The organism is Nocardiopsis sp. Huas11 (genome assembly GCF_003634495.1).
Classification (GTDB): Bacteria; Actinomycetota; Actinomycetes; order Streptosporangiales; family Streptosporangiaceae; genus Nocardiopsis.
Genome location: NZ_RBKY01000001.1, coordinates 6,185,610 through 6,206,319 on the forward strand (window position 1 = coordinate 6,185,610; position 20,710 = coordinate 6,206,319).

The 20,710-nt window shown below is 73.8% G+C and carries 20 protein-coding genes and 2 riboswitches; of the genes, 5 read left to right on the forward strand and 15 right to left on the reverse strand.

The genetic code is table 11. From position 1 onward, the window contains the following. Positions 1–87: 87 nt before the first annotated feature. Entirely contained in the window at positions 88–411 is a 324-nt protein-coding gene (locus DFP74_RS27880; RefSeq protein ID WP_121186245.1) for a YciI family protein, read from the reverse strand. Between the two features lie 145 nt (positions 412–556). Here DFP74_RS27880 and DFP74_RS27885 point away from each other — a divergent pair, with 145 nt between their 5' ends. Continuing rightward, the gene (locus tag DFP74_RS27885; RefSeq protein ID WP_121186247.1) at positions 557–1,243 is read left to right on the forward strand and encodes a DUF998 domain-containing protein; all 687 of its coding nucleotides are present in this window, start codon (positions 557–559) and stop codon (positions 1,241–1,243) included. Positions 1,244–1,415: 172 nt separating this feature from the next. Beyond that, the gene (locus DFP74_RS27890) at positions 1,416–2,339 is read left to right on the forward strand and encodes an aldose 1-epimerase family protein (protein ID WP_121186249.1); all 924 of its coding nucleotides are present in this window, start codon (positions 1,416–1,418) and stop codon (positions 2,337–2,339) included. Between the two features lie 113 nt (positions 2,340–2,452). Here DFP74_RS27890 and DFP74_RS27895 read toward each other — a convergent pair whose 3' ends face one another. The 11 genes from DFP74_RS27895 to fmt form a co-directional block, all read right to left on the reverse strand. Beyond that, entirely contained in the window at positions 2,453–3,025 is a 573-nt protein-coding gene (locus DFP74_RS27895) for an NTP transferase domain-containing protein (protein WP_121186251.1), read from the reverse strand. A gap of 172 nt (positions 3,026–3,197) precedes the next feature. Continuing rightward, positions 3,198–4,364, reverse strand: coding sequence for an XdhC family protein (locus tag DFP74_RS27900; RefSeq protein ID WP_121186253.1), 1,167 nt, complete (start codon positions 4,362–4,364; stop codon positions 3,198–3,200). 144 nt (positions 4,365–4,508) lie between these two features. Further along, positions 4,509–4,976 (reverse strand): PH domain-containing protein, encoded by a 468-nt coding sequence (locus tag DFP74_RS27905; RefSeq protein WP_121186255.1) that lies wholly within the window; start codon positions 4,974–4,976, stop codon positions 4,509–4,511. A 146-nt stretch (positions 4,977–5,122) separates the two neighbouring features. After that, a complete protein-coding gene (ribH, locus tag DFP74_RS27910; RefSeq protein ID WP_121186257.1) occupies positions 5,123–5,596 on the reverse strand; it encodes a 6,7-dimethyl-8-ribityllumazine synthase in 474 nt (157 codons plus the stop codon). A 93-nt stretch (positions 5,597–5,689) separates the two neighbouring features. After that, complete coding sequence (locus tag DFP74_RS27915; RefSeq protein ID WP_121186259.1) at positions 5,690–6,979, reverse strand: bifunctional 3,4-dihydroxy-2-butanone-4-phosphate synthase/GTP cyclohydrolase II; 1,290 nt, start codon at positions 6,977–6,979, stop codon at positions 5,690–5,692. 75 nt (positions 6,980–7,054) lie between these two features. Further along, on the reverse strand, positions 7,055–7,693 hold the full coding sequence (locus tag DFP74_RS27920; RefSeq protein WP_121186261.1) for a riboflavin synthase: 639 nt from the start codon (positions 7,691–7,693) through the stop codon (positions 7,055–7,057). 110 nt (positions 7,694–7,803) lie between these two features. After that, positions 7,804–7,934: riboswitch (FMN riboswitch) on the reverse strand. Between the two features lie 70 nt (positions 7,935–8,004). Then, entirely contained in the window at positions 8,005–9,045 is a 1,041-nt protein-coding gene (locus tag DFP74_RS27925) for a phosphatase PAP2 family protein (RefSeq protein ID WP_233571191.1), read from the reverse strand. Between the two features lie 179 nt (positions 9,046–9,224). Further along, on the reverse strand, positions 9,225–9,893 hold the full coding sequence (gene rpe / locus DFP74_RS27930; RefSeq protein ID WP_121186265.1) for a ribulose-phosphate 3-epimerase: 669 nt from the start codon (positions 9,891–9,893) through the stop codon (positions 9,225–9,227). A gap of 129 nt (positions 9,894–10,022) precedes the next feature. Further along, positions 10,023–10,892, reverse strand: a complete 870-nt coding sequence (locus DFP74_RS27935; protein ID WP_121186267.1) for a DUF1963 domain-containing protein — start codon at positions 10,890–10,892, stop codon at positions 10,023–10,025. 85 nt (positions 10,893–10,977) lie between these two features. After that, a complete protein-coding gene (locus DFP74_RS27940) occupies positions 10,978–12,441 on the reverse strand; it encodes an RsmB/NOP family class I SAM-dependent RNA methyltransferase (protein ID WP_121186269.1) in 1,464 nt (487 codons plus the stop codon). Positions 12,442–12,494: 53 nt separating this feature from the next. Further along, positions 12,495–13,430 (reverse strand): methionyl-tRNA formyltransferase, encoded by a 936-nt coding sequence (fmt, locus tag DFP74_RS27945; protein ID WP_121186271.1) that lies wholly within the window; start codon positions 13,428–13,430, stop codon positions 12,495–12,497. Positions 13,431–13,618: 188 nt separating this feature from the next. Here fmt and DFP74_RS27950 point away from each other — a divergent pair, with 188 nt between their 5' ends. Next, on the forward strand, positions 13,619–15,787 hold the full coding sequence (locus DFP74_RS27950; protein WP_121188574.1) for a primosomal protein N': 2,169 nt from the start codon (positions 13,619–13,621) through the stop codon (positions 15,785–15,787). Positions 15,788–15,798: 11 nt separating this feature from the next. On the opposite strand, the gene DFP74_RS27955 is transcribed toward DFP74_RS27950, so the two are convergent. From DFP74_RS27955 to DFP74_RS27965, 3 genes are all read right to left on the reverse strand, one after another. Further along, entirely contained in the window at positions 15,799–16,344 is a 546-nt protein-coding gene (locus DFP74_RS27955) for a DinB family protein (protein ID WP_121186273.1), read from the reverse strand. A gap of 22 nt (positions 16,345–16,366) precedes the next feature. Further along, on the reverse strand, positions 16,367–17,005 hold the full coding sequence (locus DFP74_RS27960) for an SAM-dependent methyltransferase (protein WP_121186275.1): 639 nt from the start codon (positions 17,003–17,005) through the stop codon (positions 16,367–16,369). Positions 17,006–17,290: 285 nt separating this feature from the next. Beyond that, the gene (locus tag DFP74_RS27965) at positions 17,291–18,637 is read right to left on the reverse strand and encodes an aminotransferase class V-fold PLP-dependent enzyme (RefSeq protein ID WP_121186277.1); all 1,347 of its coding nucleotides are present in this window, start codon (positions 18,635–18,637) and stop codon (positions 17,291–17,293) included. A gap of 61 nt (positions 18,638–18,698) precedes the next feature. Continuing rightward, positions 18,699–18,813: riboswitch (SAM riboswitch) on the reverse strand. Positions 18,814–19,033: 220 nt separating this feature from the next. Between DFP74_RS27965 and DFP74_RS27970 the strand changes: the two genes are divergently transcribed. Beyond that, the gene (locus DFP74_RS27970) at positions 19,034–19,417 is read left to right on the forward strand and encodes a DUF3870 domain-containing protein (protein WP_121186279.1); all 384 of its coding nucleotides are present in this window, start codon (positions 19,034–19,036) and stop codon (positions 19,415–19,417) included. An 8-nt stretch (positions 19,418–19,425) separates the two neighbouring features. Continuing rightward, entirely contained in the window at positions 19,426–20,688 is a 1,263-nt protein-coding gene (locus DFP74_RS27975) for a CaiB/BaiF CoA-transferase family protein (RefSeq protein WP_121186281.1), read from the forward strand. Positions 20,689–20,710: the final 22 nt, after the last annotated feature.

Below are 20,710 nucleotides of genomic sequence, written 5' to 3' on the forward strand. Positions count from 1 at the left end.
CCCGGGTCGGACGCAACCCGGGGCGGTGCCGTGGACCGGCGCGGTGGCGGTGTGCGGGGCCCGTGCGGGCCCTGCGGGGCGGGTAGGTCAGGGACCGAAGACCTGCTGGACCAGGCTGTCGCCGTCGCCGACGATGAGGCGGAAGCGCCGGGCGAGTTCGATGGCCTCCTCCTTGGATCCGACCTCGATCAGCGCGAAGCCGGCCACGGCCTCCTTCGACTCGGTGAAGGGCCCGTCGGTCACGGTGACCTCCTCACCGGAGGAGGAGACCCTGGTGCCTCCGGGTTCGAGGCCGCCGGTGGCGAGCAGGACGCCCGCCGCCGTGAGCTCTTCGACGAACTTCCCCATCTCGACGTACAGGTTCTCGTCGGGGGCGGTGTCGGTCGGCTTCGTCGTCATCAGGTAGCGCATGCGGTGCTCCTCTGTGTATTGGGGTGGTCTCGGGTGTTCCTGCCTCTACGTCGAATGCGGTGATGTGACAGGGAACGGTGTCATTCCCTGTCACATCGATGGATCGACGCGTCGGCAAGGACCGCACACCAGAGAGGCACCGAACATGAGCGCCGACCAGAGCACCGCCACCTCCCCCTCCCCCGCCGCCCGTACCGCGACCACCACCCGGGCCCTGCTCGCCTGCGCCGTCGTCGGCGCACCGTCGTGGATCGCCGTCTCCCTCGCCCAGGCGGCGACCCGCGAGGGGTTCGACCTGACGCGGCACCCGCTGAGCATGCTCGCCAACGGCGACCTGGGGTGGCTGCAGATCACCGCCTTCGTGCTCGCCGGGACCCTGGCGGTCCTGGGGGCCGTCGGCCTGCGCGGGGCCCTGCGGGGCGCACCGGGCGGCACGTGGGCGCCGCGGCTCGTGGGCGTCCACGGGTTCGGCATGATCGCCGCGGGGGTGTTCGTGATGGAGCCCTCGGACGGGTTCCTCGGCACGCCGGAGGGGATGCCCGAGACGCTCGCCTGGCACAGCGTCGGGCACATGGCCGCGGGGGCGGTCGCCTTCACCGCCCTGATCGCCGCGTGCTATGTCCTGGGGCACCACTTCGCGCGCGCCGGCGCACCCGCCGCGGCCCTCGCCTCGCGGATCGCCGGGACCGCGCTGCTGCTCGGCAACGGCTGGGCGATGACCGGCGGCGCCCTCGGGTCGCTGACGCTGGCGGTCGGCGCGATCACCGCGATGCTGTGGCTGTCCTTCACCGCCGCCCGCCTGCACCGGGGGCTGACCGGCCAGGGCGGGTGAGACCGCACCGGGAGGGGCCGTAGGGCCGGTCGCGCACAGCGCGCGACCGGCCCTGTCGCGTCCTGACAGCGGGTCGCGCTCCGCCACCTCTGCCTTGTGAGCGCAAACATCCCGTGGGCTATGCTTTCCCGGTTCGGCAGACCGCCAGACCCAGAGACGAAAAGAGAGACGCGTGGCTGAGGTGATCGAGTTGCGCGCGGGCGAGTACCGTGCGCGCATCGACCTGACCGGGGCGGGACTGCAGTCCCTGACCTGCGCGGGGCGCGACATCGTGTGGCCCTACACCAGGGACAGCGGACCGATCGCGTTCCAGGGCCAGGTGCTCGCACCGTGGCCGAACCGGGTCGGCGAGGGGCGGTACTCGTTCGCCGGCCACGACTACCGGTTGGAGGTCAACAACGAGGCCACGGGGACCGCGATCCACGGCCTCGTCTACGACCGGGAGTGGTCGCCGGTCTCGGTCACCGACGCCGAGGTGACCCTGCGGCTGGCCTTCGAGGGCACGCCGGCCTTCCCGTTCCCGCTCGACCTGAGCCTCACCTACACGCTCTCCGACGCCGGACTGACCGTCACCACGAGCGCGACCAACAGCGGGTCCGGCCCCGCCCCGTTCGGGCTGGGCTTCCACCCCTTCCTCACCCTCGGGGAGCCCCTGTCGGAGCTGGCCGCGCGCGGGCAGGTCGACCTGGAGATCAACGCGGACTCCTACCTGCCCGTCGACGCCAACAAGCTGCCGACCGGCCCTCCGGAGCCGGTGGAGGGCAACGAGAAGGACTTCCGCGCCCCCGGCCGGGCGCTGGGCGAGACCGCGCTGGACCACGCGTTCACCGACCTCTCCCGGGACGAGGACGGGCGCGCGTGGGTGCGGCTGATCGGTCCCGAGCGCGAGGTCGCGATGTGGTGCGACGCCTCGTTCACCTGGTTCCAGGTGTTCAGCTCCGACCACCTCACCGGGCCGGCCCGCCGAGCCAACCTGGCCGCGGAGCCGATGACGTGCCCGCCCAACGCCCTGGCCACCGGGCAGGACCTGATCGTCCTGGAGCCCGGTCAGTCCACGGAGCACACGTACGGCATCACCACGTCCGCCCGCGGCTAGGCCGTGTTTTCGCGGCATTCCGGGCTCGCGTCCGCCAGGACCGCAGAAGAACACGACCTGACCGCCTGCGTGACCTCCGCCGTGCCGCGGCCCGTGTCCGGGCGGCGGAGGTCTCAGGCCCGGTCGAGCATGCCGTTGAGGCGTGCCAGGTCCTCCGCGGTGTCGATGTCGTCCGGACTGGCGATGTCGTCGCAGGCCACGGTGGTCACCAGGTGGGAGTACGCGCGCAGGAACGGGCGCGCTCCCACGTCCTGCTCGGCCATCGCGTGCACGGTCGACCAGTGCTCACGGCCGAGCACGACCGGGTTGCGGGGGTTCCCGGCGTAGGTGGCGACCGCGGCGCGTGCGCCCTGGGCGTACTCGTCGATCAGCCGCCGTACCGCCAGGGGCGTCACGAGCGGCTGGTCGGCCAGCGCGACCAGCACCGCGTCGACGGTGTCGGGCAGCGCGTCGATCCCCGCGCGCACCGACGAACCCATGCCGCTCGCCCAGTCCGGGTTGTGCACCGTGTACGCGCCCGAGACGGCCGTCTCCGCCGCCCCCAGCACCACCATGACGGGGTCGCATCCGCCCTGTGTCAGCGTACGGATCCCCCGGTCGACCAGGCGTTCTCCGCCGACCTCGACCAGCGCCTTGGGGCGGCCGAGCCGGCTCCCCGACCCCGCCGCCAACAGCAGGCCCGCCACGCGGGCCGGCCGTCCCCTGTTCGTTCCTTCCACGTCCCCACTGCCCATGACGAGATGATGTCACGCGGTCGCCGACCGGGTTGGGGACCTCGGTCACTCGACCGGTGAAATTCCGCGACCGACTTTCACACTCGGCCGTGACCAGCGCCTTCGCGAAGCGTCGCTTTTCGGTTCACCTCTGGACGTGACCGAATCCGGCCGGAATGGGAGCCGCCGCCGGTGTGTCCCGGTGGATGCGCCCCGAGGTCTCCCGCAGGGCCCGCCCGCTGCCGCCCCAGCGCACCTGGACCAGCTCGGCGGCGATGGACACCGCCGTCTCCTCCGGGGTGCGCGCCCCCAGGTCCAGCCCGATCGGCGAGTGCAGGCGCTCCAGCTCCGCCTCGTCCACGCCCGCCTCGCGCAGGCGCGCCAGCCGGTCCTCGTGGGTGCGCCGTGACCCCATCGCCCCGATGTAGCCGGCGCGGGTGGCCAGGGCGGCCTTGATGACCGGGACGTCGAACTTGGGGTCGTGGGTGAGCACGCACACCACGGTCCGCTCGTCCACCTGGTCGGCGATCTCGTCGAGGAACACGTGCGGCCACTTGACCACCACCTCCTCGGCGGTGGGGAAGCGCTTGCGGGTCGCGAAGACGGGGCGGGCGTCGCACACCGTCACCCGGTAGCCCAGGTAGGTGCCCAGGTCGGCGACGGCCGCGGCGAAGTCGATGGCGCCGAACACCAGCATGCGCGGGGCGGGGGTGAAGGACTGGACGAACACCTCCAGTTCGTCGCCGCGCCGCTGGCCGTCGGCCCCGTACCGGAGGACGCCGGTACTGCCCTGGGCCAGCATGCCGCGCACGTCGTCGTCGATCGCGTCGGCCAGTCGTCCGCCGGCGGCCCCCAGGTCGCCCTCGGCGCGGGTCGGCCACACCACGCGGCGCTCGCCGACCCGGTCGGCTCCGGAGGGGTCGGCCACGACGGTGGCCACGGCCACCGGCTGGTGCTCGTCGACGGCGCCGATGACCGAACCGAGCTGGGGAAAGGTGTCCCGGCTGATGGGCTCGACGAACATGTGGAGGGTTCCACCGCAGGTCAGGCCGACGCTGAACGCCTCGTCGTCGCTGTAGCCGTAGGTGCGCCGTACCGGCTCGCCCGTACGGATCGCCTCCAGTGCCTCCTCGTAGACGGCGCCCTCGACGCACCCGCCCGACACGCTCCCGGTGACCTCGCCGGACGCGCTGACCAGCATGGCCGCCCCCGGCCCGCGGGGTGCGCTCTTGTCCGTGTCGATGACCGTGGCCAGCGCGAACGTCTCACCCGAGGCGTACAGCCGTGACACGGCCGCTCGGATATCCCTCACGCGACACCCCTTCTTCCACTTCGTCCCGCCTCCCCCGGCGCTCGCGGAGGTGGAGCGCGGGCCTCGCCTTCCACGGTATGTGCCCCGCACAACAGAAGGGGAGTCGCCGTTCCCTCAAGAAACGGCGACTCCCCTTGTACGTACCTACGAACCGTCGCGGTCGGGCTCCTGGGTCTCGCCGCGCTCGTGCAGCAGGGCCTGGAACTCGCCGAGCTGGCGGCGGGCGAGCTCGCCGTCCGCGCTCTGGATGCCCATCACCGCGAGCGTGCTGCCGTCGGACAGGTCCACCGACGGCCAGGGCTCCCCCTCGCGCATCTGCGCGTCGATGATCTCGGGCCAGGCCAGCACGTGCGTGCGGATGCTGTTGACGATGGTGACGTTGCGCTGGGTGGCCACCAGGCGCGGGCGCCCCAGCAGGTGCAGGACCGCGGCGATGGCCAGGCCGAGTCCGAACAGCATCACCCGGTCCTGGATCCGCCAGTCCACCGGCAGGGTCGCGGAGAGCACGCCCATGGTCGCCAGGATCAACAGGGCCAGGCCGTAGGCGACCCAGCGCATCGCGCGCGGGCGCCACGTCATGGGCAGCGTCGGCTGCTTGGAGACCTCGTCCACCGTTTGTTCCTCAGTCCGCACCAACTGCTCCGCTCCGAGCCCCGCCGGCGTCCGCCGGCGGAGATGGTTCCGCCTTGTCCGTCATGGCCCCGACCGGTCCGCCGGCCGCGGGTCCGCCCGTGGCCGGCCCGTTCACGGGCACGGACTCAGCGGCGCAGCCCGCGCAGGGCCACCGCGGTGTCCAGCGCGGCCATCGCCGCCTCCGCGCCCTTGTCCTCGACACTGCCCGGCAGGCCGGCGCGGTCACGCGCCTGTTCAAGGGTGTCACATGTGAGCACACCGTTGCCGACGGGGGTGGACTGGCGCAGGGCGACCTCGGTGAGCCCGTGGGTGACGGACTGGCACACGTAGTCGAAGTGGGGCGTGCCCCCGCGGATCACCGCGCCCAGCGCGATCACGGCGTCGTGCTGACGCGCGAGCTCCTGGGCCACGACGGGGATCTCCACCGCTCCGGCGACCCGGACCACGACGGGTTCGGAGGCGCCGGAGGCCTTGACCGCGGCCAGGGCGTTGGCGAGCATCGGCTCGACGATCGGCGCGTTCCAGCGGGTGACGACGATACCGACGGACAGCCCGGTGGCGTCGATCTCACCGGTCTCGGGGCGTCCTTCACCACTCATGTGCGGGTCTCCTTCGTGCGGTGCGGCGGGGCGGGCCGCGATGGGCGTAGCGGGTCGGCGGGGAACGGGTGACGGCGGCGGGGCGCGGCCGCGCTAGCGCGCGATGCCGGAGAGCACGTGGCCCATGCGGTCGCGCTTGGTGCGCAGGTAGGCGATGTTGTCGTCGGTGACGAAGGACGGCATGGCCACCCGCTCGCTGACGCGCACGCCGTGCCGCTCCAGCCCCTCGGCCTTGGCCGGGTTGTTGGACAGCAGCCGGACCGAGGACACCCCCAGGTCGGTGAGGATCTGGGCGCCGGCCCCGAACTCGCGGGCGTCGGCGGGCAGGCCCAGTCTCAGGTTGGCGTCGACCGTGTCCACGCCCTGGTCCTGGAGGCTGTAGGCGCGCAGCTTGTGCAGCAGGCCGATCCCCCGGCCCTCGTGGCCGCCGAGGTAGACGATGACGCCGCGCCCCTCCTCGGCGATGTCGGCCATGGCGGCGTCGAGCTGCTCGCCGCAGTCGCAGCGCTGGGAGCCGAAGGCGTCGCCGGTGAGGCACTCCGAGTGCAGGCGGGCCAGGACGTCGGCGCCGTCGGTGAGGTCGCCGAGAACGAGGGCGACGTGCTCGGCGCCGTCGGCGGTCCCCGTGAAGCCGATCGCGCGCCACTCGCCGTAGCGGTTGGGCAGGCGGGTCTCGACCTGACGCGTGACCAGGGACGGGGTGGCCTGCTCCGCGGTCAGCGTGTCGCCCAGGGCGACCCGGTGGGCGGCGAGCTGCTCGACCGAGACCAGCTTGAGGCCGTGCTCGTCGGCGAACTCGCGCAGGCGCGGCAGGCGGGCCATGGTGCCGTCGTCGTTGACGACCTCGGCCAGGACGCCGGCGGGGCGCAGCCCGGCCAGCCGGGCGAAGTCGACCGAGGCCTCGGTGTGGCCGCGGCGGGCCAGGACACCGCCCGGGCGGGCGCGCAGGGGCAGGATGTGGCCGGGGCGGACGAAGTCGACGGGGCGGCTGTCGGCGGCGGCCAGCAGGCGGATGGTGTGCGCGCGGTCGGCGGCGGAGATGCCGGTGGTGACCCCCTCACGCGCGTCGACGGTGACCGTGTAGGCGGTGCGCAGGCTCTCCTCGTTGCGTGCGGTCATCAGCGGCAGGTCGAGGCGGTCCAGGTCGTGGCCCTCCAGCGGAACGCACACCACACCGGACGTGTAGCGGATCATGAACGCCAGCAGTTCCGGGGTGGCGAGTTCGGCCGCGAAGATGATGTCGCCCTCGTTCTCGCGGTCCTCGTCGTCGACGACCACGATGGCGCGCCCGGCGGCGAAGTCGGCGATGGCGTCCTGGATCGGGTCCAGGACGACGGCCTGCTCGATCCCTCTGGTGTCCGGGCTGGTGTCGGTGACGGTCATTGCCGCTCCCTGAGAGTGCGTGGGTGGTTCGGTGCGTGCTGGGTGGTGCGCGTCGGCGCGGGAGGGCCGCGGGGCCTAGGCCCCGGTGGCGGTCCGGGCGGCTGCGACGGCGGCGATGCGCTCGACGTACTTGGCGATGACGTCGACCTCGATGTTGACGGTGGCGCCGACCGCGAGGGAGCCCAGGGTGGTGGCCTCAAGGGTGGCGGGGATCAGGCTGACCTCGAAGTACTCCTCGGCGGCGCCGGGCGCGCTGACGGCGGAGACCGTCAGGCTGGTGCCGTCGACGGTGATCGAGCCCTTCTCGACCACGTAAGGGGACAGCTCGGGGGAGAGTCCGAACCGCAGGACGTCCCAGTTGTCACCGGGGTCGCGGGAGAGCAGGCCGGCGGTGCCGTCGACGTGGCCCTGGACGATGTGGCCGCCCAGACGGCCGCCGACGGGGGCGGCGCGTTCGAGGTTGACCGGGGAGCCGGGGGTGAGGGCGCCGAGCGAGGAGCGGTCGAGCGACTCCTTCATCACGTCCGCCGTGAAGGTCCCGCTGCCCTGGCCCACGACGGTCAGGCACACGCCGTTGACCGAGATGGAGTCGCCGTGCCGGGCGTCGGAGCTGACCAGGGGTCCGCGCACGGTGAGCAGGACCGCTTCACCGGCGGCACCCGCGGGTTCGATGGAGACGACCTCGCCGAGTTCTTCCACGATTCCTGTGAACACGCCTTCGCATTCCCTTCACCTGTCAAGGCTCCGGGGCAAAGGGTGTGGAACGGGTCCACGGCGGGGTCGGCGACGCGACGCGCACGGGGCGCAGCGGTCGGACCGTCCCGACGCGCACTGCCTCCCATCCGGACTTTAACCGTCGGTACCGGAATTTCACCGGTTCAACCGGCCGATGGCTTCGGCCGGGTCGCGGACTATCACCGCCGGTTCGGACTTTCACCGACCCCGGAGCACGCGTCTGACTTTCGTCTCAACGATCATGATCTTAACCGCTCGTTCACCCGACCGCATAGCCGGTGTGACCGGTGTCATGCGAGGCCCGGGCCGGTGTGCGTGTCGGTGCCCCGCTCGGAACGGGCGGCCAGGCCGCTGCGGACGAAGAGCTCGGGAGCGGCGAAGGTCGCCCAGAACGCGAGCACCGTGTAGACGGCGTAGGCCGCGATCGCCGCGGGAAGGCCTGTCAGATCGCGCGCGAGGAGGTGGCCGACCACCTCGATGAGCAGGACGACGGAGATGCCCAGGGCGAAGCGGGCGGCCCGCGCGGTCAGGGCGCCGGAGGCGCTGAAGCCGCCGCGGCGGTCGAGCAGGGTGAGACCCGCGACACCGCCCAGGAGCGCGCCGGCCGCGGTGAACAGACCGTTCAGGGTGTGCCCGGCGGGGTCCTGGGGCGTGGAGCCGATCCAGTCCGCCGGAGGGGCCCAGTCACCGCGCACGCCGAGCTGCCAGAGGACGGCCAGCAGGCACGGGAGCAGGGACGCCAGGACGAGGTAGAAGGCCCAGCGGGGAGTGTCCAGACCGCGCCACCAGGCCAGGACGCGGTCCTCCCAGCGCAGCGCGGCCCACAGGACGGCGCCGCCGAGCAGCAGACCGGCCAGGACGTCGCTGATGAAGTGCACGCCGAGGTAGACGCGGGAGAGGCAGATCAGCGCGATGAGCACGCCCGCGGCCCACATCCAGCGCCGGTCGCCCGACTTGGCGCCCAGATAGCCCCACAGGACCGTGGAGCCCTGGGCGTGGCCCGAGGGGATCCCGAAGCTGGACTCGCTGACCACGGCGGAGACGTTGGCGCTGAACCAGTAGGGGCGCGCGCCGTACGCCAGCGACTTGGCCAGGGCGTTCAGGGTCGTCGACGCGATCACGGCGACGAACAGGCGTGCGCCGACGCCGGCGTGCACGCACCAGAAGACGAGCGCGATCAGGATGATGACGAACGTCTGCGAGCCGAGGGCGGTGACGAGCTCGAAGGGGACGGAGAACCAGTCGCCCAACCCCTGGAACCAGAGGATGGGGGTGGTCTCCGCCTCCCAGAGCGCGTCCATGGCCGAGTGCTCGGAGGTTCCAGCGTTCAACGCGTACTCCACGGGTCCGCGCCTGGCAACGCGCTCACGCCGCGCCGCTCCCCCAGGTCCGCGCCCACGCACAGGGGAAGACGGAGCCGCGACCAAGCGAAATCAACGACTGTCGAGCGGTCATCCTAGGCGTGCGGGGTCCCTGGTGCCAGTGCGGAGGGCGTGGTGCGCCGGGATCGTTACGGCCTGGCGGCGGCGATGGCGAGGTCGCGCAGGGACTCGACGGCCTTGGCGGGGTCCTGGGCGCCGTAGACGGCCGAGCCCGCCACGAAGACGTCGGCTCCGGCCTCGGCGGCGCGCTCGATGGTCTCGGTGCTGACGCCGCCGTCGATCTGGAGCCAGACGGAGGCCTCGCGGCTGTCGAGGAGTTCGCGTGCGCGGCGGATCTTGGGCAGGACCAGGTCGAGGAACTTCTGGCCCCCGAATCCGGGCTCGACCGTCATCAGCAGGAGCATGTCCATCTCGCCGATGATGTCCTCGTAGGGGTCGACCGGCTCGGCGGGGTTCAGCGCCAGGCCCGCCCGGGCGCCGTGCCTGCGGATCTCCCGCAGGGTGCGCACGGGTGCGCCCGCGGCCTTGGCGTGGATGGTGACGCTGCCCGCGCCGGCCTCGGCGTAGGCGGGGGCCCAGCGGTCGGGGTCGTCGATCATCAGGTGGCAGTCCAGCGGCGTGGAGGTCGCCTTGAGCAGGGACTCGACGATGGGCAGGCCGAGCGTGAGGTTGGGCACGAAGTGCCCGTCCATCACGTCGACGTGCAGCCAGTCGGCGGCGGGCGAGACGGCGGCGGCTTCGTCGGCCAGGTGCGCGAAGTCGGCGTTCAGGATGCTGGGTGAGATCTGGATTGCCACACCAGGAAGTCTAACCAGCTCGGCCGTGCCCTCTCCCCCACCGGGTGCGGGTGCCGTCGGCGGCCGCGCACGCGCCGCGCGCCGGAGGGACCACCGGCCGGATCGGCGGCCGGATCGGCGGCCGCGGGCTCAGGAGCAGACGAACGCGTGGCCGATCGGCCGCTCCGGGCAGCGGCGGCACTCGAAGACGAACACGCTGCCCACGTCGCCGAGCATCAGTCCCGCGACGCCCTGGGCGCCGAGACCGTCCTCGATGCTGAACGGCCCTCGCTCCCCGTCGGCGTCCGTCCGTTCCTCGACCGGGAGCCACCGCTTCCACGACGCCGGATCGTACTCCCAGCTGGCGACGGTCAACAAGAGGTCCATCCCGCCGCCGCACGCGCCGCAGTCCATGGCCACGGAGCCCTGGGCGCCCGACGCGTAGCCGCCCAGCTTGATCCCCGGGGCCGTCGACAGGTGCTCCTCATAGCCCCAGCCGGTCCGCTCCTCCATCCGGCGGGCGCGGCCCCACAGACCGCGCGCCATCGCCGGTCCCATGTCGTCCCAGCCGGGGTACTCGACCACGGCCTCCGGGTGCACCACGCACGGCACCGGCACGCTCCCCGCGGGCGCGTCGTCCAGGACGGGCCGGCGGGCCGCCGCCGCACCGATGCGCGCTGTCTCGCGCCAGACCACCCGGGGCTCGGGGCACAGGGCCGGTTCGTGGTCGTGGGGGCACCAGAGCACCTGGAGGAGGTCGGTCCCCTCCGGGAAGCCGGCGTCCGGGGCGTCGGAGCGAAACAGCTGCACCACCGGCACGAACGGCACCGGACCCGCGGACGGCTCGCTCCCCCAGGCCTCGTGCTCGGCGGTGCACAGCGGCCACGGCTCCCCCTCCGGCCAGAGCAGGGGCCCGCCGACCGAGCTCTGGTGGGCTCCGGGCTCGCCCCGGCGGGGGTGCAGGCGCACGGCGCCGCGCCGCAGGGGGCCCAGTTCGGGCAGGAACTCCTCGACGCCCACCGGCGCCTGGGGGTGTGCAGGGCCATGGAGGGTTCACCCGGGCTTCGCTGGGGGCCGGACGGCGCACGCGCGCCGCCCCGGCCGGTCAGGACTCGTTCTTGCGGAACAGCGCCAGGAACATGGCGTCGGTTCCGTGGACGTGGGGCCAGAACTGGACGTACTTGCCCTCCGGTCCGGCGGCCAGGTCGGGGACCTCGTCGAGGTAGTCGGCCGCGCGGAGCAGCGTGAGGTCCTCGCGCTCACCCAAGAGCCTCTGGACGATCGCGTCGGTCTCGTCCAGGTGCGGCGAGCACGTCACGTAGGCGACCACGCCGCCCGGGCGGGCCGCGTCCGCGGCGCCGGTGAGGAGGCCGTGCTGGAGCGGCGCCAGGTCCACGACGGACTGCGGGGTCCGACGCCAGCGGGACTCCGGACGGCGGCGCAGGGCTCCCAGGCCCGTGCACGGCACGTCCGCCAGGACACGGTCGAACACGCCCGGCTTCCAGGCGGGCCTGGTGCCGTCGGCGGCGATGACGCGTCCGGCGTCGCGCGGAGCGCGGCGCACGGCGGAGGTCACCAGTCCGGCGCGGGCGGGCTGGGCCTCGGAGGCCAGCAGGTGGCCCTCGCGCTGTCCGGCGAGCGAGGCCAGCAGGCCCGCCTTGCCCCCCGGGCCGGCGCACATGTCGAGCCAGAGCCGGTCGTCGCCCCGCGCGTCCACGCGGGTGAGCGCGAGGGCGACGAGCTGGCTCGCCTCGTCCTGGACCGCGGCACGGCCCTGGCGGATCTCGCGGATGCCCGCAGGGTCGCCCTCGGGCAGGTAGGCGGCGAACGGCGAGTACCGTGCCTCCTCGGCCCCGGCCGCGACGAGGTCGGCGGCCGTGGAACGGCCCGGCTTGGCCACGAGGGTCACGCGGGGCCGCTCGTTGTGCGCGATGAGCAGGTGCTCGGTCTCCACCAGCCCGGTGGAGGAGTGCTCGCCGAGCGCCCGGGCCAGCGCCTTGACCACCCAGCGCGGGTGGCTGTGCACGACGGACAGGTAGCCGCTCGGGTCGCGCTCGCGGTCCGGGGCGATGACCTCGGTCCACGCGTCCAGGTCACGGGCGGACACCTTGCGCAGCACCGCGTTGACGAACCGTCCGCGGTGGTGTCCCACCACGCGGCGCCCCAGGTCGACGGTCGCGCTGACGGCGGCGTGCGGCGGGATCTTCGTGGACAGCAGCTGGTGCGCCCCCAGGCGCAGCAGCGGCAGCACCTCGCGGTCCACCGAGGCGAGCGTGCGGTCCACGCAGGCTTCGAGGATCGCGTCGTAGGTGCCCTGCCGGCGCAGCGTGCCGTACGTGAGCTCGGTGGCCAGCGCCGCGTCGCGCCCGCTCATCCCCCGCTCGTTGAGCAGCGCGGGCAGCAGCAGGTTCGCGTACGCGTCGCGCTGCTCCACGGCCGCCAGCACGTCGTAGGCGACGCGGCGGGCCGGGTCGCGCGGCTGGGGCGGCCCGGCCTTGCCCTGGCCACCGCCCTGATTCGGCTTCCCTCGTCGGGGTCGGCGGTACGGGGATCGGGACTGCTCGCTCAACGTGTAACTGCCTCAACAGAGCCGGGGAAGGGTCAGCACGATGCTATGCCAGCTCAACGCCCCAGGCGGTCGTCTTCGGTGGGACGCACACCACGCGCCCAGTCCACGGCCGCCATCGGCCGCTTGCCCTGGGGCTGGACCTCGCCCAGGACCACCGGGTGGGTGCTTGTGCCGACGATGACGCGCTTCTTGTCGGCGTGCACCTGGCCGGGGTCCAGCACCGGGGTGTCGGCCTCGGGCAGCGGCGAGACCGGGCCCAGCTTCAGCCGCGACCCCCGGAAGGTCGTCCAGGGGCCCGGGGAGGGCGTGCAGGCGCGCGCCACGCGGTCCACCCGGCGCGCGGGCGCGGTGAAGTCGACCTCGGCGTCCTCGGTGGTGAGCTTGGAGGCGTAGGTGGCCTCGGTGTCCTTCTGCTCCACCGGGCTCAGCCCGCCCGCCTCGATCCCGTCCAGGGTGCGCGTGAGCAGCTCGGCCCCCGAGTGGGACAGCCGCTCCAGCAGATCGCCGCTGGTGTCGGTGGGCCGCACGTCCTCGACCACGGTCCCGAAGACCGGGCCGGCGTCCAGCTCCTTGACGATCCGGAAGGTCGACGCCCCCGTGACGTCGTCGCCGTGCAGCACCGCGTGCTGGACGGGCGCCGCTCCCCGCCAGGCGGGGAGCAGGGAGAAGTGCAGGTTGACCCATCCGTACCGGGGGATGTCCAGCGCCGACTGGGGCAGCAGGGCGCCGTAGGCGACCACCGGGCAGCAGTCCGGCGCGATCTGGGCGAGCCGCTCCAGGAACTCCGGGTCGCGGACCTTCTCCGGTTTGAGGACCTCGATCCCCGCGCTCTCGGCGAGCTCGCCCACCGGACTCGCGGAGAACTTCCGTCCGCGGCCCGAGCGGGCGTCGGGCCGCGTGACGACGGCGGCGACCTCGTGGTCGGAGTCGATGAGGGCCCGCAGCGACGGCACTGCCACCTGCGGTGTTCCGGCAAAGACAAGTTTCATCGGCAGAAGTCCTTCCACTGGCCGGGGACCGTCCCCGGAATCGACCGCGTGCCCGGCCGGGCTCCGTCGCGAGGCAGCACGATGCCCGGCGGGGACGGCCTGTCGGTTCCCCAGTTCTACCAGTCCCGCCCGGCCCGCCCCGCCGGGAACGCGGTGAGGTGTCGGAGGATTCTGGTACACCAGGGATGATGACAGCGCAGCCCGACCAGCCCGATGACGCCCTTTTCGACGTGGCGGAGCTGGTGGACCCCAGAACCGCGGCCAAGGCCAAGGCCGAGCAGGCCGTCCGTCCGGCCCCGAAGCGGCCCGCCGAGCGGCTCTCGGTCGCGCGCGTCATCGTGGACACCCCGCTGCCGCACCTGGACCGCTACTTCGACTACCGGGTCCCCGCCGACCTGGACGAGGCCGCCGTGCCCGGCTGTCGGGTGACGGTGGTCTTCAAGCACCGGCAGCTCAGCGGGTTCATCGCGGAGCGGGTCGAGCGATCGGAGTTCCCGGGCCGGCTGGCCTACCTGAGCTCGGTGGTCTCTCCGGAACCGGTGCTCGCCCCGGAGATCCTGGACCTGGCCCGGGCGGTCGCCGACCGGTACTCCGGCACGTTGAACGACGTGCTGCGACTGGCCCTCCCACCACGTCGCGCACGGGTGGAGAAGGAAGCCGATCCGGCGGAGCCCGCGGAAGCGGACGCGGAGGCGGAGTCCGGGGACCCGGAGGCGACCACGGGTGAGGACGCCGCGGAGACCGCCCGGGCGGACTCCGCGAGCCCCTGGGACGCCTATCCCGACGGCCCCGCCTTCCTCCGGGCCCTGCGGGAGGGGCAGCCCGCCCGCACGGTGTGGGACGCCCTCCCGGGCCCGGAGTGGGTCGACGCCGTCGCGGCGGCCGCCGAGGCGGCCCTGGACGCTGGCCGCGGCACGGTGATCGTGGTCCCCGACAGCCGCGACGTCCAGGCGGTGGACGCGGCGCTGGCCCGGCGCCTGGGCGAGGGCAGGCACGTCGCGCTGCCCTCCGACCTCGGCCCCACCCCCCGCTACCGGCGCTGGCTGTCGGTGCGGCGCGGACGGGTCCAGGTGGTGGTCGGATCGCGCACGGCCATCTTCGCCCCGGTGCGGGACCTCGGCCTGGTCGTGCTGTGGGACGACGGCGACGACCTGCACGTGGACCCGCACACTCCCTACCCGCACGCCCGCACCGTGCTCTCGATGCGCGCCCACCGCGCCGGGGCCGGAGCCCTGATCGGCGGTCGCACCCGCACCACCGACGCCCAGCTCCTGGTCGAGTCCGGGTGGGCCGGATCGCTCACCGCCGACCGCGCCACACTGCGCCGCCTCGCCCCCCAGGTGCGCGCCGCCGGGGACGACCGCGAACTCGCCCGGGACGAGGCCGCCCGCACCGCCCGGATCCCCAGCCTGGCCTGGCGCACCGCGCGCGAGGCGTCCCGCACCGGCCCCGTCCTCTTCCAGGTCCCGCGCCGGGGCTATCTCAACACCCTGGCCTGCGCCGGATGCCGCGAGCCGGCGCGCTGCGACGGCTGCCGGGGCCCGCTGTCGATCAGTACGGCCCATGCCATGCCCTCCTGCACCTGGTGCGGCCGGCTGGCCGGGCAGTGGGCGTGCCCGGAGTGCGGTGTGACCCGCATGCGCGCCGTCGTCGTGGGCGCCCGCCGCACCGCCGAGGAGCTGGGGCGCGCCTTCCCGTCGCTGACCGTGCGCACGTCCGGCCGGGAGGAGGTCCTGGCCCGCGTCGACGACCGGCCCTCGCTGGTGGTCGCCACGCCCGGGGCCGAGCCGATCGCCCAGAACGGGTACGCGGCCGCGGTCCTGCTGGACGGATGGGCGCTGCTCAACCGGATGGACCTGCGCGCGTCGGAGGAGGCGCTGCGCCGCTGGCTGAACGCCGCCGCCCTGGTCCGGCCCGGCGGCACCGTGGTCGTCTCCGCCGACGCCTCCCTGCCGGTCGTGCAGGCCCTGGTCCGGTGGGACCCCTCCGGGTTCGCCGAACGGGAGCTGGCCGAGCGCCGCGAGCTGGGGTTCCCGCCCGCGGTCTCGATGGCCTCGGTCACCGGCGCCCCCGAACACGTGCGCGAGCTGCTCGACCAGATCGAGCTGCCCGAGGGCGTCGAACTCCTGGGCCCGGTCCCGGTCGCCCCGGAACGGGGCGCCCCCGAGGCCTCCGCCGAGGGCGGCTCCGGGCGACGCGACGACGGCACGCACCCCAGGGAGCGCGCCCTGCTGCGGGTGCCCCGCAGCGGTGTCGGCGCCCTGGCCCGGGCGCTGAAGGTGGCCGCGTCCGCGCGCAGCGCGCGCCGCGACGAGCACCTGGCCCAGGTCCGGGTGGACCCGCTGCACGTGGTCTGACCGGCGACGGCTCAGCGGCGCTCGGGCGGCAGGGCGCGGTACAGGTCGCGGACGAGCGCCACTTCGGCCCCGTGGTGGATCAGCTCCCGGTTGAGGTGCAGCACCAGCGCGACCATCGGGAAGTCCGCCCACTGGGCCGACTCCGCGCCGCCCACCGGGGCGGCCAGGGCGTCGTCGTCCAGGGCCTGGATCTGCTCCGACCAGGCGAGGTAGGCATGGCGCAGCCGCTGTTTGGCCTCGTCGACGTTGCCCGGCCAGTTGACGGTGTCGCGGGTGTACGTGCGGTCGCCGAAGTGCCAGTTGATCCGTGTCTCCAGCACGTCCACGACCATGTGGCCGAGCCGCCAGGCGATCGTCGTGACCGGCGGCGGGTCGGGTTCGGGGTTGATCCCGTCGGGCCGGAAGCGCCCGTCCTCGCCCCGGACGACCGTCCAGGCCCCGGGCACGGGCTCCCAGAGGTACTCCTCCTCGGTCAGCCCCTCCAACCGCGGCCAGAGCGAGAAGTCCCAGTAGAACTGCACCTGGGCGAGGATCTCGCCGTTCCACCTCACCGCCATCGCGGCCCTCCCCTTCGTCTCCTCAACGGAGCCTTCGGCCCAGTCCCCCCAGGATGCCCGTGCCCTGCGCGGTCACGTCCTCGTCCGGGTAGGGCCACCATGTGAGGTCGGCCACCCCCGGCTCGATGGGCTGGAAGGGGCGGAAGGCGCGCTCGACGGTACGCCGGGGGGCGGTGGAGGTCAGGGCCAGGTAGCCGCCGCCGCGCATGAGGGCGTGCAGCTCGCCGATCCCGTTGGGCTGGTCGTCCGCGGTGAAGGGGCGGGTCATCAGAACGGCGACGGGCTCGTCGAAGTCGACGAGCCCGGAGGTGCTGAGGCGCCGCGTGAGCGAGTCGGCGCCGGAACCGTCCTCGGTGACCACGGCGGTCCCGGAGGGGGACAGCATTCCGGCGGCGCCCCGCGGCGCCACGTGGACGAACCGGGCGTCGGCGTTCGCGGCGCGCACGCGTTCGGCGGTGCCGGGGGCCGGACATCCCCAGTCGACGAACTGGGTGATGCCGGCGTCCGCGCACAGGAAGTCGATCACCCGGCCCAGGAAGGCCTGGTGCAGGCGCGTCTGCTCGGAGACCGCGGGTTCCGAAGGGCGGGCACGGGCGCCGAGGCTCACCACGCGCGGGGCCTGGAAGGGGATCTGCGCAGGGGGGTGGCAGGCGGGCGCCATGCGGCCCGGTTTCGGCCCCCGGACATCCGTCACGTACTCGCTCCCCCAGCCGGTTCGCTCGTGGGAGGCAGAGCGGTCCTCCCGCACGGACCGATCGGGTCCCGGGGCATCGCGCCTTGCCGTCAGGGCCCCGATCGTACCCCCTCGGAACGTGATCCCTCACACACCCCTGAGTGTTATGCGCCCTATTTCGCCGTTTGTAACCCCCTGGGGCACAAGAGGCTCCTGCGTCGTCCCGGGGCGCGCACCGCGAACCACCGATGGCCCGCACCGGCCACACGGGAGTCAGAGGACGTTGCGCGGGTCCGGGGTCGGGACCAGGCGGCCGTCACAGTCGACGTACTCCCACCGGGGCCCGTGCGCGACCAGGTCGGCGACCGCACCGACGAGCCGGTCCACGTGCTCCCAGGTGGTGCCCACGCCCAAACTCGCGCGCACCGCCTGCGCGTGGCCCTCGGCCAGCAGCGCCTGGGTGAGCCGGTGCGCGCAGAACAGGCCGTCCCGGACGCCGATGCCGTACTCCGCCGACAGCGCCGCGGCCAGCAGGTCGGCGGGCAGGCCGTCCACGGTGAAGGACACGATGCCCACCCGCGGCTGCTCGTCGCCCCACAGGGCCAGCTCGCGCACGCCCTCGATCTCGGCCAGCCCGGCGCGCAGCCGCTCCAGCAGCGCCGACTCGCGGATGTGCAGCAGTTCCTGGGTGGCGGGGGTGAAGGTCTCGCAGGCCGCGGCCAGGGCGACGGCGCCGAGCACGTTGGGGCTGCCGGCCTCGTGCCGCGCGGGCAGGTCGTTCCACACCACGTCGTGCTCGGTGACGAGCTGGGTCGCGCCGCCGCCGGACAGGTACGGGGTGGCCGAGCGCAGCCAGTCGGCGCGTCCGGCCAGCACGCCCGAGCCGAACGGCGCGTAGAGCTTGTGCGCGGACAGCGCCACGTAGTCGGCGCCCGTCGCCGCGAGGCTGAACGGCAGGTGCGGCACGTACTGCGCCGCGTCGACCACCACGCGGGCGCCCTCGGCATGCGCGGCCGCCACGAGCTCCTCCACCGGCCAGATCTCACCGGTGACGTTGGAGGCGGCGGTCACGCACAGCAGGGCGGGCCCCTCGGGCGCCGCGCGCAGAGCGGTGCGCGCGGCCTCGACCGCCTCCTCCGGGGAGGACGGCAGCGGCAGGCGCACGACCCGGCCGGCGCGGGAGGCGGGGTGCTCCCAGGGCAGCAGGCTCGCGTGGTGCTCGGACTCGAAGACCACCACGGTGCAGCCCTCGGGCACCGACCGCGCCAGCAGGTTGAGCGCGTCGGTGGTGCCGCGCACGAACACCACCGCGTCCGCGGGCTGGGACCGCACGCCCAGGAAGCGCGCCACGCTGCGCCGGGCCCGCTCGTAGGCGTCGGTGCTCACCTGGGAGTGGTGGCCCGCGCCGCGGTGCACGCTGGCGTAGTAGGGCAGGGCCGCGGACAGCGCGTCGGCGACGGAGGTCAGACACGGGGCGCTGGCCGCGTAGTCGAAGTTCGCGTACTCCACGCGCTCACCGGTGACCAGCGGGACACCGCCCTCGGCGGTGACGATCGCGCACTCGGGGGCGGGGGCGGTGCGAGCGGCGGGCGCGGTGTGGGTAGGGCTGACAGCGGTCATGGGGCACCTCTTCTGTGGGTCATGGGACCCACAGGGGTGCCGGGAACGGCAACGCCACAGGGGTCCGCGCTTGTCTGACACGGTCGTGTCGGGACCTGGTCCTCACCCGGGGCACCCCACCGCGGATGGAGGGTTGCCGACCAGCTAGCCGGGGCTTAGCGCTGGTACTCGTGACCTGTTCAGGAGGCTAGCACAGCACCGCGGACGGTCAACACCGGTGACGCGGTGTGGCCCACGCCACCCCCCGCTTGACACCCCGCCGACCCGCTGCGCCATACTGAGCCCACTGCCTGCCCTCACGCCGCGGGTGTCCGGTTCCCCCGGCCGCCCTCCAGGCGCGAGACTCCAGAGCGTTGGAGTTTTCGCATGCCTGCCCGCGAGCGAGAGGTGAGTCCGTTGCACGGCGACGACCGAATGCAGCAGTTGTTCCGCGACCCCAGGGTCGTTCTGATCTCCGGCTACGCCCGTCTGCCCGACTCGGTGGCGAGCCACTCCCAGTACCAGCGGCTCGGCGTCGTCCTCGCGGTCGACAGCTCCGACGGCCGGATCGTCGCCGCGGACACCACCCTGCTGACCGACCTGGCCAAGGACTTCTTCCGCGCCCTGGTCGAGGGCGCCTCGGTGACCGAGGACATCGCCGAGATCGTGCGGCGGGTACAGACCCGGTACGCGGGCCAGTCCGGCGCCGCGCTGACCACCGCCCTGCGCCGCTGCCTGGAGACCTACTACCAGATGCGGGACGGCGACCAGCTGCCCGGCGACCCCGACGCCAAGGAGTGACCACGCCCGTGACCGACACCCCATCCCGTACCGCGCCGCTGCCCCTGGCGGGCGTGCGCGTGGCCGACCTGTCCCGGGTCCTGGCCGGGCCCTACGCCACGATGCTCCTCGCCGACATGGGCGCGGAGGTGGTCAAGGTCGAGCAGCCCGGACGCGGCGACGACACCCGCGCCTGGGGCCCGCCGTGGGCCGGTCCGGCCGGGGGCGCCCCCGGCTCGCCGGACGCGCCGCCCGGGGAGGCCGCCTACTTCCTCTCGGTCAACCGCAACAAGCGCAGCCTGGCGGTGGACCTGAAGGACCCCGACGGCCTCGCCGCCGTGCAGGACCTGTGCGCCTCCAGCGACGTCGTCGTGCAGAACTTCCGGCCCGGGGTCGCCGAACGGCTCGGCCTGGGCTACGGAGCCGTGCAGGCCCGCAACCCGGCGGTCGTCTACTGCTCGGTGAGCGGGTTCGGGCCGGAACACGAACCCGCCGGCCGGCCGGGGTTCGACATCGTCGTGCAGGCCGAGAGCGGGCTCATGGCCACCACCGGCCCGGCGGAGGGACCGGCGAGCAAGGTGGGCGTGGCCCTGACCGACGTCCTCACCGGCCTGAACGCCGCCGTGGGCATCCTCGGCGCGCTGATGCGGGCCCGCGCCACGGGCGTGGGCGAGGACGTCAGCGTGTCCCTCATCAACTCGACCCTGTCGGGCCTGGTCAACCTCACCCAGCAGGCCCTGATCACGGGGGAGGAGCCGGCCCGGGTCGGCAACGCGCACACCACGATCGTGCCCTACCAGGTCTTCCCGACCGCCGACGCGGACATCGTCGTGGCCGCCGGCAACGACGCGCTCTACCGCAGGCTGTGCGCCGCGATCGACCGGGCCGACCTGGCCGAGGACCCGCGCTACGCGACCAACCGGGGGCGCGTCGCGCACCGCGAGGAGCTGGTCGGGGCGCTGACCGCCACCCTGGCCTCGCGCGGCGCCGACCACTGGATGGCCGTCCTGGTGGAGGCGGGCGTCCCGGTCGGCCGCGTGCGCGGCGTGCTCGACGCCCTGCGCACCGCCGACGCCACCGGTGACGACGTCCTGCGCACCGTGGAACACCCCACCGCCGGGCTGCTGGAGCAGGTCCGGGCCGGCTTCCGGCTGGAGGGGTCTCCCCCTCCGCTGACCGCGCCGCCGCTGCTGGGCCAGCACTCCCGCGAACTCCTGGACGAGCTCGGCGTGAGCACCGAGCGCGTCGACGCCATGGTCAAGCGCGGCGCCGTCCAGCAGGCGGACCTGTGACCGGCCCCGACGGGCCGCCGCG